The organism is Ilyomonas limi, assembly GCF_005233845.1.
Lineage (GTDB): Bacteria > Bacteroidota > Bacteroidia > Chitinophagales > Chitinophagaceae > Ilyomonas > Ilyomonas limi.
The window spans coordinates 279,136-292,167 of record NZ_SZQL01000004.1 but is presented as its reverse complement, the minus strand read 5'-3'; the positions used below and the strand labels follow the sequence as shown (position 1 = coordinate 292,167).

The 13,032-nt window shown below is 42.6% G+C and carries 10 protein-coding genes; 8 read left to right on the top strand and 2 right to left on the bottom strand.

Annotated features, from left to right (window positions below):
- The first annotated feature begins 133 nt into the window (after positions 1-133).
- From FC093_RS07585 to FC093_RS07575, 3 genes are all read left to right on the top strand, one after another.
- Positions 134-2,005 carry an OmpA family protein gene (locus FC093_RS07585; protein WP_137261148.1) on the top strand — a complete coding sequence of 624 codons (1,872 nt, stop codon included), beginning with the start codon at positions 134-136 and terminating at the stop codon, positions 2,003-2,005.
- A gap of 338 nt (positions 2,006-2,343) precedes the next feature.
- Positions 2,344-3,234, top strand: a complete 891-nt coding sequence (locus FC093_RS07580) for a sugar phosphate isomerase/epimerase family protein (protein ID WP_137261147.1) — start codon at positions 2,344-2,346, stop codon at positions 3,232-3,234.
- Positions 3,235-3,374: 140 nt separating this feature from the next.
- Positions 3,375-4,598, top strand: a complete 1,224-nt coding sequence (locus FC093_RS07575; RefSeq protein WP_137261146.1) for a trans-sulfuration enzyme family protein — start codon at positions 3,375-3,377, stop codon at positions 4,596-4,598.
- Positions 4,599-4,717: 119 nt separating this feature from the next.
- On the opposite strand, the gene FC093_RS07570 is transcribed toward FC093_RS07575, so the two are convergent.
- Together FC093_RS07570 and FC093_RS07565 are read right to left on the bottom strand one after the other, a co-directional pair.
- Complete coding sequence (locus FC093_RS07570) at positions 4,718-5,179, bottom strand: DUF983 domain-containing protein (protein WP_137261145.1); 462 nt, start codon at positions 5,177-5,179, stop codon at positions 4,718-4,720.
- 59 nt (positions 5,180-5,238) lie between these two features.
- Positions 5,239-6,519, bottom strand: coding sequence for a UDP-N-acetylmuramoyl-tripeptide--D-alanyl-D-alanine ligase (locus FC093_RS07565; protein ID WP_240743234.1), 1,281 nt, complete (start codon positions 6,517-6,519; stop codon positions 5,239-5,241).
- A gap of 265 nt (positions 6,520-6,784) precedes the next feature.
- Here FC093_RS07565 and FC093_RS07560 point away from each other — a divergent pair, with 265 nt between their 5' ends.
- The 5 genes from FC093_RS07560 to FC093_RS07540 all read left to right on the top strand — a co-directional run bounded on the left by FC093_RS07560 (position 6,785) and on the right by FC093_RS07540 (position 12,886).
- Entirely contained in the window at positions 6,785-9,496 is a 2,712-nt protein-coding gene (locus tag FC093_RS07560; RefSeq protein ID WP_137261144.1) for a PAS domain S-box protein, read from the top strand.
- A gap of 288 nt (positions 9,497-9,784) precedes the next feature.
- Positions 9,785-10,456 (top strand): deoxyribose-phosphate aldolase, encoded by a 672-nt coding sequence (gene deoC / locus FC093_RS07555; RefSeq protein ID WP_137261143.1) that lies wholly within the window; start codon positions 9,785-9,787, stop codon positions 10,454-10,456.
- A 227-nt stretch (positions 10,457-10,683) separates the two neighbouring features.
- Complete coding sequence (locus tag FC093_RS07550) at positions 10,684-11,112, top strand: SPOR domain-containing protein (protein WP_137261142.1); 429 nt, start codon at positions 10,684-10,686, stop codon at positions 11,110-11,112.
- Between the two features lie 94 nt (positions 11,113-11,206).
- Entirely contained in the window at positions 11,207-12,403 is a 1,197-nt protein-coding gene (locus FC093_RS07545) for a M20 metallopeptidase family protein (RefSeq protein ID WP_137261141.1), read from the top strand.
- Positions 12,404-12,502: 99 nt separating this feature from the next.
- Positions 12,503-12,886 carry a response regulator gene (locus tag FC093_RS07540; protein WP_137261140.1) on the top strand — a complete coding sequence of 128 codons (384 nt, stop codon included), beginning with the start codon at positions 12,503-12,505 and terminating at the stop codon, positions 12,884-12,886.
- The last annotated feature ends 146 nt before the right edge of the window (positions 12,887-13,032 follow it).

Below are 13,032 nucleotides of genomic sequence, written 5' to 3'. Positions count from 1 at the left end.
GCAAGCCCCGTAAGGCTTACGCTTCCTTTTTTGTTGTATATACCTTCGCAGCTTTTAACACTATTATTTCAATGTTTTGCAGCATTTTACACGCATGTTAAGAGTGTTTACCCTACTGGCTTTAAGTGTTGTTATGTGCCTGCACCTTTTTGCACAAAAAAAGAACGATAAACAATTGCAAAAAGCACAGGATGCGTACGATGCTGCCATGCTACAGTTGCGCGATGGTTTGGTGCGCGATGCTGTGCCGTTGCTGGGCAAAGCCATTGAATACAATCCGGCTTTTACCGATGCTTACCTCTCGCTTGCCGGTGTGTATGGCGAGATGAAAGACTATGCAAAAGCGGTGGGTTATTTTCGTAAGGCACAAGCCATAGATAGTGCTTACGCAAAATATTATTTACTCCCTTGCTCTATCAATCTGGCTGCTTTGGGTAAATTCAATGAAGCACTGGCTGCAGTTGATAGTTTTTTAATGATAAAAAATTTGGGTGAAAAAAGCATTAAGGCTGGTAATTACCGAAAGGAATGTTACCAGTTTGCCATTGATTATGCAGCTAAACATCCGAATACGAATTATGTTTTTGCACCGCAAAATTTAGGTGATAGCATCAACTCCAAACAATCGGAATATTATCCTTCTTTTACGATAGACGACAGCACGTTTGTATTCACGCGCCGTGGCGAAGGCATACGCGAAGACTTTATCGAAAGCACCAAAACAAAGGATGGCTATACTGCTTCGCAGGCTATTAATGGTGATATTAATATAGAGCCATCCAAAGGCGCCATCAACATTTCGCAGGATGGAGAATGGTTATTATTTGCAGGTAATTTTTCGGGTAAAGGCTTTGGCAATTTCGATATTTATCAATCATATAATACCCCCAAAGGCTGGAGTGAACCATTTAATTTGGGCACGAATATTAATACCGAATTTTGGGAAAGCGGACCAAGCTTAAGCCCCGATAAAAATGCATTGTATTTCAGCAGTGACCGCCCCGGCGGCTATGGTGGCAAAGATTTGTATGTGAGCTATCGCCAGTCCAACGGCAAGTGGGGAGCAGCACAAAATATGGGACCAAGCGTAAACACTGCCGGCGATGAATTAGCACCTTTTATTCATGCCGATAATCAAACGCTGTATTATACTTCCAATGGCTTGCCCGGCTATGGTGGCACTGATATTTATATGCTTCGGAAAAACGGCATTCAATGGAGCGCACCGGAAAACCTGGGCTTTCCAATCAACACAGTTGATAACGAAGGCAGCTTGTTTGTTGCAAGCGATGGAGTAACGGCTTACTATGCCAGCGATCGCGCCGATAGCCGCGGCGGACTTGACTTATACAAGTTTGAACTGGATAAAGCAATACAACCTGCTAAAACGTTGTATGTAAAAGGGTATGTAACCGATGCCGCTACCGGCAAAGGTTTACCTTCCGCTGTAGAGTTGACCGATGATAGCAATGAGCAGGTAATAAATAAAGTGCAAACCGATGGAACGGGCTTTTATTTTATTACATTGCCTGTTGGAAAAGATTACACCTTTACGGTGAACCGTAAAGGATATTTGTTTTATAGCGATGTGTTTCCATTGAGTAAAAAACAACCGGATAGTACGTACCAAAAAGATATTCAACTGCAGCCGCTACAACTAAATGCAGCAGTAACATTTAAAAACATACAGTTTCAAACAAACTCTTACCAGTTGGAACCGGTGAGTATGATAGAATTGAATAAGTTGCTGCAACTGATGACTGAAAACCCAACCATTAAAGTGCAGGTAAACGGGCATACAGATAATGTAGGCACACCGGCTGCTAACCTTAACTTATCTACCAATCGCGCAAAAGCCGTTGTGGATTATTTAATAAGCAAAGGCATTGATGCCAAGCGCCTGCAGTATAAAGGTTTTGGCGAAACAAAACCCATTGCAGATAACAACAGCGAAGAAGGTAAGGCAAAGAATAGAAGAACGGAGTTTGTGATAACAGGGTTATAATTGAATTTATTTAGGATAATACCTGATTTAGAATAATGGTTAAATTGATGTGAAGTGATGTTGCTGATAGGCTTATACAAAAGTAGTATCGGTATCAATTATAAAATAAAATAAGCCCTGCTTACTTCTGTAGCTCCAAGGGTGTCTTGCCGCTACATTACTACATTATAAATCGCACATCATAATTCGTAGATCTAAAAAATTAGCGCTTCAGTCTGTCTCATCCGTGTGTCATGCTGTGCTAATAATCAACCACCAAATAATAAAAAAGTTGAAAAAGCAATAAGCACAATCCTTTATCTTTCGCACTTTATTCATCATTTTAAAAAATCATTGCCATGAAAAGGTTTGCCGGCTTCTTATTGCCCGCATTGTTGCTCGCGTTTATATCGTGCAACAGCAACAGTACTTCTACTACCAGCGACAGTACTGCTACATCAGAAAATGACACCTCTGCCAGCAGCGGCAGCACTGCCAATTTTAAATTAGGGGTGCAAATGTGGACGTTCAGGATGTTTTCTTTTGCCGATGCCCTCAACAAAGTGGACAGTGCAGGCATTAAAAATATAGAAGCATACTGGGGTCAGGATTTAGGCGGTGGCATGACCGGCGCTTTTGGTGCCGACATGAATGCCGATACCCGCAACAAGCTGAAACAACTGCTGCAATCAAAAGGCATACAAATCGTTGCAATGGGTGTCATTACTCCTAAAGATAAGGCGGAATGGATAAAGGCATTTGACCTCGCCAAAGATTTCGGGTTAAGCTATATTACATCTGAACCCATCAAAACACAGTGGGATATGGTGGACAGCCTTGCCGGTGTGTACGGCATTAAAGTAGCCATACACGACCATCCAAAACCCAATCCATACTGGAGCCCCGACTCTGTGCTGGCCGCTGCACAAGGACATCCAAACATTGGCTCTTGCGCCGATATTGGGCACTGGGCACGCAACGGTATAGACCCGGTAGAAGCACTTAAAAAATTAGAAGGTCATGTAATTGGCGTTCACCTTAAAGATATTGTGAAGTTTAACGACACAGAAGCCGCAGACACCGTTGTAAGTAAAGGTGTAATTGATATTCCTGCCGTGCTTAGAGAGTTAAAGAGGCAGAACTTTAATGGCATGCTTTCCATTGAGCACGAATCTAACTGGTACCACAGTTTACCGGATATTATTCTTACCAGGAATTATTATGAAGAGCAGCTTAACAAGTTGCAATAACAACGTTGTTTGTTGTAATAAAAACGCATCATTTCTTTAGTGAAGTGATGCGTTTTTATTAGCAGTAAGAACCAAAGAGCGCATAAATACACTTCCTTTGTACGCCATAAGCTAAGTTTTACCAGATATAATTACAATCTATGAATAATCATCCGCCATTCACCAGCATGGGTTCTGTTGCTATACATGCAGCACATGCATTGTCTGCCGCACATGCACATCTTACACCTATTTTTGCTACTTCCACGTTTACATTTGATAGTGCTGGTCAAGGTATGGCCCGCTTTAGCGGCAATGAGCCGGGCTATATCTATTCGCGCTTTGGCAACCCCACCATAACTGCTGCCGAAGAAGTAATTGCCGCCCTCGAAGCATTCAACCTGACTGACGATGTTGGTAATCCTCTGCAATTAAAAGCATTACTACATGCCAGTGGTCAATCGGCTATGGCTACTATGTTTTTGTCGCTGCTGTCAGCAGACGATACGGTGTTGTCGCATTATTCATTGTACGGCGGTACACACGAGTTTGTATATGGCTTTTTGCCACAGTACAACATCAACGCATTGATAGCTGATTTAAGAGATCTGAACGCAGTAGAAAACATTATTCAGCAAACACCAACGCTAAAAGTTATACATCTTGAAACACCTGCCAACCCCATGATGCAGTGCTTTGATATAGAAAGCATTTGCAAACTGGCAAAACAGTATAATATACTGGTAACGGTAGATAACACTTTTGCCACCCCTTACCTGCAGCAGCCATTTAAATATGGGGCAGATTTTGTTTTTCATTCCACCACCAAGTTTCTCAATGGTCATGGCACTTCCATTGGAGGCGTATTGGTAGGTAAGGATATTTCTTTCATGAGAACAAAAGCTTACAATACCTATAAATTATTGGGTGGTACCAGCAGTCCTTTCGATGCATATCTGCTCATACAAGGCATGAAAACGTTGGAATTGAGAATGGAAGCACATTGCAGCAATGCGATGCGGGTAGCTCAATTTCTCCAGGATCACCCGGCGGTTGCGCAAGTTAATTATGCAGGTTTACCCTCGCACCCCGATGCAGCCACGGTGCAAAAGCAAATGCGGTTGCCCGGTGCGGTACTAAGTTTTGAATTGAAAGAAGGACTGGAAGGCGGCAAGCGTTTTATTGACAAATTAAATATGTGCGTGCGTGCCGTGTCACTTGGCACCGTAGATACATTGATTTCGCATCCGGCCTCTATGTCACATTCCGGTATGCTGCGCGAAGACCGGTACAAAGCCGGCATTACGGATGGACTGATACGTATGAGTGTGGGACTTGAAAATATTAATGATATACTGCAAGACCTCAGCAATGCTTTAGCATAAATAAAAACCAACAAAAAACCACCTATATATCAGGTGGTTTTTTGTTTAAATATATTCATTAACAATTTAAAAGATAATAAAAATACTACGAAAAAGGGAATCTGTAAATCTGCACACATTTACCAGTTTCCCATCTGCTCTTTCACTATGCGCTCAGGGTCTTGTATAGGATGCGCTTTCCAGTCAGGATCGTATTTTACAAACCAGCTCAGCCATAATGTGCGCGATAGCCGCATAAATACCGGCTGCAATAACACCAGTAATACTGCATTAATACCCAGCCACCAAAACAACCTGTTATCGTATATAGAAATACCTATCAACGCCCACCAGGCTATAAATGTAGCCACCGAAAACGCAACTGTAAGTGCATAACTTACATAGCTGGTGCCATAGTAAAATCCTACTTCTATTTCGGTTGGCTGCCCACATACCGGACAGTGATCGTACATTTTAATGTATTCGTGTTTTTTGAAAGCATACGGGTTATGGCTTTTGAACAGGTGACCTTCGCGGCAGCGGGGACATCTGTTACCAAGTACGCTTAACAGGTAACCAGGGTTATTTTTTTCTTCACTCATTGCATTGTATTTGCGCTACAAAGGTAACAAATGCGCGTGGCAAAAGCTCGTTAATTCGTTCAGCTTATCACTTTTTCCATCTGCATGGCACGCGAGCCTTTTACCAATATGGTGGCATGCGCTAATTGCTGCTGCAGCAGCCATTCTTTGGCAGCTTCTGCATCGGGCAAGTGTATATAATGATGGGGAATGTTGTTGAAATATTTGCCAACCAGCACTACACTTTTAAAAGGATATTGGTCAATCAGGGCAACCAGTTGTTGATGCTCCCGTTCACTGTCATTGCCCAGTTCTGCCATCCCGCCTAATAGCATTACTTTATTATCGCCCGGCATGACAGCAAAGTTTTCTATCGCCGCTTTCATGCTCGATGGGTTGGCATTGTAGGCGTCCAATATCACGGTATTGCTGCCCAGCATTATTAATTGCGAGCGGCTGTTGGAAGGCAAATAACTTTCAACAGCGTGTTTTATTTTCTCTTCGGGCACGCCAAAATATTTGCCTATCGCCACTGCACACAATACATTGGGCAGATTGTAAGTGCCCACAAGCTGTGTTTGCAGTTCCGCAAAGGAAACGCCTTTAGTAAAAGTAACACTTAAGAAAGCATCGTGCTTGCCTGCATGTCCAACGATGTTGCCGTTTTGCGTGCCGTACCAATATATTTTTTCAATACCGGCACTCATGCTGTGCAGATAATCATAATCATCAAAAGCAAAAATGCTTCCGCCATTAGCTCTTATGAAATCGTACAGTTCGCCTTTGCCTTTGCGCACGCCCTCGGCGCTTCCAAAACCCTCCAGGTGCGCTTTGCCGCAATTGGTGATAATACCATGTGTAGGTAAAGTGTATTGACAGTAGCCTGCAATTTCCTGCAGGTGATTCGCACCCATTTCTACCACTGCCATTTGCGCATCTCTTTTTACCTGCAGCAGCGTAAGCGGAATGCCTATGTGATTGTTGAGATTGCCTTTGGTGGTATACGTTTTATAATGGGATGATAACACAGCATGAACCAATTCTTTGGTGGTGGTTTTGCCATTGCTGCCGGTAATGGCGATGAACGGAATATCCAACTGCTCGCGGTGATATTTTGCCAATTGCTGCAAGGCAGTCAACACATCGGGTACCTGCAATAGCTGCTTATTATTTGCATCTATTTCCTCATCCACAATGGCGTAGGCAGCGCCTGCCTGTAAAGCCTGCAGGGCAAATTCATTGCCATTGAAATTAGCTCCTTTCAATGCAAAAAACAAGTCGCCGGGTTGCAGTTTACGGGTGTCGGTTTGCACCTGCGGATGCTGCAGGTAAATATCGTAGAGTTCGTTTATCGTAATCACAAAAGCTGAATTATTAATGTGCGCAAAGTAACAAAGATGTTGGCTGGCAGGTGTACAATTATTTAATAAACAGGATGACAATAACCTGCACCCGAATACATTAGAATCATCTTTATTATCTATCTTTTTGCAAAAGAGATATCTTAACTAAAATTTAAAAAAGAATAATTACACTTTATGAAAAGTACTACTTTAGGTGCGGGAATTCAATTTTTTTAGAATCTTAATATTATCTGCTGATATTTATTAAACAACCATCACTCAAATGTTTATGGAAGGGGATGTATTGTACGACAACGAGGATGCCGGCAAAATGTTTCGCTCGTTCAATCTTATATCCCAGCATTTTGAAAACCAGGAATCCGATTTGCACCAACACCTTTTTACGAAGCTGCCGGTCGCCATACTTGTTTTAAAGGGCGACCATTACATCATTGATGCCACCAACGATGTAAACCTGGCCATTTGGGGCAAAGGGCCCGAAGTAATCGGCAAGCCTTTGCTGGAAATAATGCCCGATTTTAGCGAACCAAATCATCTGCACATATTAAATGATGTATATAAAAAAGGGCAGTCTTTTTACTTTAAAGAATTACCTATTACACTTACCAGGGAAGGCAAACTCACCACAAGTTATTATACTGTAGAATACCAGCCCCTGCGCGATGTAGATGACAATATCACCGGCATTGTAGTAGCAGGTTTTGATGTAACCAGTCATGTGGTGGACCGGCAGCAACTGGCAAAAAGCGAACAGAAATTTAAGGACATGATTACGCATGCGCCGGTAAGCATTGCTATTTACAAGGGGCGTAATGCTGTGTTTGAATTTGTGAATGAAGATTACCTGAAAAGAGTAGATAAGCGCTATGATGAACTGATAGGTAAGCCCTTTTTTGAAGTATTACCAGAGTTTGCAGGTCAGGGACTCGAAGAAATATTTGAGGAGGTATTTACTACGGGCGAGCCTTACTATGCCAAAGCATTTTCGGCCAGTTTTACCCGCTATGGAAAGAAAGCCAACTACTATTCCAATTTTGTATATTATCCCATACGTAACGCTAATAAGGAAGTGGATGGCATAATGGTTATATTAAACGACATTAGTGATCTTGTTCAATCTGCCAAAGCCACTGAAGAAAGTGAGCAGCGTTTTCGCAATCTCGTTATGCAATCTCCTGTAGCTATGGGTTTTTTTAAGGGCCAGGATTTAATAGTAGATATGGTTAACGAAGCCATGCTAAAAATGTGGCAGCGTACCGATGCGGAAGTAATGGGAAGAAGGCTGGTGGATATTTTTCCGGAATTGAAAGATCAGCCTTTCCCGGCATTGCTGAATCAGGTATATGAAACAGGCAAAATTTACAAAGATGATGAAGCGATTACTTATGTAAGAACACCTACCGGAGAATTGCAGGAGAAGTATATGCAATTGCAATACCTGCCTTTGCAAGGCGCATATAAACAAACAACAGGAATTTTAATTACCATTAACGACATTACAGCGCAGGTAAGGGCGCGCAAGCAGGTAGAAGAAAACGAACAATATTTCCGCAAAATGGCAGATAATGTGCCGGTAATTATCTTTTTGTGGAAAAGTGATGGCTATAGCATTTACAAAAACAGGCAGTGGTACGAATATACCGGCGCCAGCGAAGAAGAAGCACAAGGCTTTAGCTGGCTGAATTATGTGGACATTAACAGCCGCCCCGAAGTGCAGCAAACGCTCTTTAATGCTATTAAGAATAAGACCAGCCTTAAGGTAGAGTTTCAATTAAGACGGAAAGATGGTAAGTACCGCTGGTTTGAAAAAGCTGTGACACCCCGCTTTGATAACAATGGGCAAATTGAAGGCTATATAGGTACGATGAGCGATATACATGAGCGTAAACTTGCCGAAGAACAGTTGAAAGATGCCGAAGAAAGATTACGCCTTGCAGCCGAAGCTACAGGCATGGCTACTTTCGATATGGACATGCAAACCTACAACATCATTTATTCGCCCCGCCTGCTCGAAATTTTTGGATATGCCAATACAGAAGATCAAAATGTAATGCCACGCTCTAAACTGTTCGAAAGGATACATCCCGATGACTTGGCTATCGCTGAAAATGCAATGAACCGGGCTTATCAAAACGGATCTTATACTTACGAAGCGAGAATAATATGGGCTGATAAGTCTATACACTGGATAAAAGTAGAAGGCAAAATTTTCTATAGCCCATCCAACAAGCCTATGCGTATGATAGGCATGGTAGAAGATATAACACGACGCAAACAACTGGAGCAGCATAAAGATGATTTCATGGGTATTGTAAGCCATGAGCTAAAGACACCCGTAACCACGCTTAAAGTTTATACACAATTGCTGCAGGAACAATTTAAATCGGTGAGTGATGCAATACCGGGTAATATGGTGCACCGGATGGACAGCCAGATAAATAAGCTAAGACTGCTGATAAAAGACCTGCTGGATACTGCACGCATAGATACCGGTACCCTGCAACTGGATTATCAGTTATTCGACCTGAATAAAATATTAAACGATGTAGTGGAAGAATTGTCTGTCACGAACCACACGCATCGCATCATTAAGCAAAGCAGCCAGTCTTTTATGATAGTGGGCGATGCCGCACGCACCTCGCAGGTTGTTTTTAATCTTATCAGCAATGCCATCAAGTACTCGCCCAATGCACAGGAAGTTATTATTAATGCTCAGCAAAAAGAAAAGTTTGTATGGTGTTCTATACAAGACTTTGGAGTAGGCATTATCCCCGATAATCTGCCCAATTTATTTGATAAGTATTTCCGCATCAACAACAAAATCCTGGGCACCTATCCAGGCTTAGGACTTGGCTTGTTTATTTCTGCCCAAATTATCCGTTTGCAGGGTGGCGATATATGGGCAGAGAGCGAAGAAGGCAAAGGCTCCACATTTTGGTTTAGCCTGCCACTGGCTAACATTCATAATGAGTAAGCATTTCCTTTCAAACGATAATTGTACATACAGGCTGCTAAATGTTATTTAAGCTAAAATGCAATACTGCTCCGTTACTGTTTATCATTTCAATGCAATAAGCCGCTTTGTACCGGCATTTCAATCAACAGGAAAAATCCCTGCAATAGTAACAAACTGAAGATGCGGGCTGCCTCCTGTCCTTGACAAGACAGATTTCAGATTCCAATTTATGCTGTACATTGCCAGCCTGCATTCCTTTTAGTGTAAAAACATTATTATCAAATCAGTGAATAATACCGTTTTCCTATGCAACTCAATCAATATATAGATCATACGATATTAAAACCTACTACTACCAGTGCCGACATAGAAAAACTGTGCAGCGAAGCCATACAATATAGCTTTGCAGCCGTATGTGTGCCGCCGCCTTTTATAAAAAAAGCTAAAGAACTTACCGCTGGTACGTTGGTACGCGTAGCTACGGTAATTGGTTTCCCGTTTGGCTATTCTGCTGTGGAGGCCAAGCTTGCGGAGATACTGCTCGCCATTGTGGATGGAGCCGATGAACTGGATGTTGTTATCAATCTGATTGCATTGAAGAATAACGACTGGGAATATTTAGCCAACGAAATAAACCATATTATGCCCATAGCCAAACAGCAGGATAAAGTGGTAAAAATTATTATTGAAAGCGGCGTATTGACTACCGAGGAGATTGCCAAATGTTGCGAGTTGTATGACGCTGCGGGCATAGATTATTTAAAAACCTCTACCGGCTATGCCGAAACAGGCGCCACACTGGCAGCTGTACAGCAAATGCGCGCAAACCTGCCTCCAGAGGTGCAAATTAAAGCTTCCGGCGGCATACGCACGTATGAATTTGCCAAACAATTGATAGAAGCTGGTGCTACACGCCTCGGTTGCAGCGCCAGCGTAGCTATTGTAAAAGGCGCACCGGCAGAAAATGAAGGATATTAAAATTAGACTGTTTTTATCGCAGAGCAATAAAAGCACTGGGTTTATACGGAGGACTTAAACATTGCAGAATGTGTATGTACCGCTTACCTTTTGTCTTTCCGGTAAATAAAACCAAATAAATCTCCGCGCAATCTCCATTCACTCCTGTTCGCCGCAGTGATTAAAACCAAATTAAACTTTCATTCCATTATTGCACTCTAACTTTGCCAAAAAGAAAGGTTGACTTAATGAAAGCAATTATCAGTTGTATTTTTTGTTTATATACCGTGTGTGCATTTTCGCAGGACAGCATTGTGGTGCGTAAAGACAGCAGGCTGGATATGCTTAATGCCAAGCAGGCGAGCCTCAATAAATTTGCATCTAAGTTTACCAGCAATGGGCTGTACCGTGGTTATCGCCTTCAGGTATTGAATACCCGGAGCCGCGATCAGGCTTACAAGATGAAAGCAGAACTGTTACAGCGCTTTCCCGAACAAAAATCGTATGTTTTATTTCAGGCACCTTATTTCAAAATTCGTTTTGGCAACTTTACAGATAAAGAAGATGCCTTACGTTACAAAAACATTTTAGCAGCTATTTATCCACAGGGTATTTACGTTGTAAATGACGAGGTGGAATATAAGCCACCCAGGGAAGAGGAAACAGATGCCCAATAAGCATCAGAAAAATCTGCATAAGAGGATTGCCATACAATCTGTTTAATACGCATCAGTAAAATATTTACGCTCTATTATTTATTACAACAGCAATATGCTGAAAGAAAAAATACAGGCACTTGCACAGCAATACGCTGATGAATGCCTTTCCATTCGCCATCACCTGCACGCCCACCCCGAGTTGAGCTATCAGGAATACCAAACCAGTGCTTTTGTACAGGCAAAGCTGCAAAGCTGGAACATATCTTTTACTACTATGGCGCAAACCGGCGTAGTAGCCATCATACAAGGCAAAGCGCCCGAAAGCCGCACCATAGCCTTGCGTGCCGATATGGATGCACTGCCTATTCAGGAGCAAAATGAAGTATCATATAAATCGCTTAATGCAGGCGTTATGCATGCGTGCGGGCACGATGTACACACCACCTGCCTGCTGGGTGCCGCCAGAATTTTACAAACCATCAGGCAAGATTTGCAGGGCACCATAAAACTTATTTTTCAGCCTGGCGAAGAGCGCAACCCCGGCGGCGCAAGTATTATGATAAAAGAAGGCGTGCTTACCAACCCGGTGCCGCAAGGCATTGTGGGCATGCATGTACATCCAGGTTTGCCTGCCGGCAAATTGAGCTTTAGAAAAGGCAGGGTAATGGCAAGTGCCGATGAATTGTATATTACTATTAAAAGCAAAGGCGGCCATGCAGCCGCGCCGCATCTTACAGCCGATACCATTTTGATAGCCTCACAGTTAATTGTAAGCCTGCAGCAGATTATCAGCCGCAACAACAACCCATTGTCACCTTCGGTACTGTCTATCTGTTCTATCCAGGGCGGACACACCACCAATGTTATTCCGAGCGAAGTGAAACTGATGGGCACTTTCAGGGCGATGGATGAAGCCTGGCGTTTTAAAGCGCACGAACTGATAAAAAAACAAACCAAAGGGTTGGTAGAGGCCATGGGCGCCGAAGTGGACGTGCATATAGATGTGGGTTATCCAACGGTGGACAACGATCCGCTGCTCACCGACGAAGCCTGGCAACTGGCTGCTGAATACATGGGCGATGAAAATGTGGAAGAAACAGAAGTGCGCATGGGTGCCGAAGATTTTGGCTATTATACGCAGCAGGTGCCGGGTTGTTTTTTCAGACTGGGCGTGCGCAACGAAGCGCAGGGCATTGTGCATAATGTGCATACACCTTACTTTAATATTGATGAATCGGCCATACCTACCGGCGCCGGCATTATGGCGTGGCTGGGTGCTACGCTAAAAAGCGCACTGCCATTGCAATAACACTCACATTAAGTATTAAATAAATAAACAGAGTGCGTATCTTTACACTTTGTCCGCTGCATACACTTAAAACTCACTGAAAGTATTTTGGATAATAATATGAAAAAGAGAGTGCTTATTTGCGATGATGATACAGATATTCTTTTTATCTGCAGCTACATCTTTGAAAAACAAGGTTGCGAAGTGCATACCCGTACCCACTGCAACAATATTATTGACATGGTAAAGGAAATAGGACCCGATGTTATACTAATGGACAACTGGATTCCTGATTCTGGCGGTATTGTGGCTTCGCGCACCATTAAAAGCGATGAAGCACTGCAACACATACCCATTGTTTATTTTTCTGCCAACAACGATATTAAAACACTGGCGCAGGAAGCCGGTGCCGATGCTTTTCTTGCCAAACCCTTCGACCTGGAAGAGTTGGAAAGAGTAATAGAAAGACTGATGGATAAAAGGACAGAAGCAGGTACCGTGTAAGCATTAACATATATTTTTTATTTACCATTATTAACAAAGCCACAGCAGTAAAACGTTGCGGCTTGTTGCTTTAGTAAAGAACCACATTCAATAATTTATCTGTTTTATCCGGTTTAATTCTACAATCCTTCTTTAGCATTGTTATC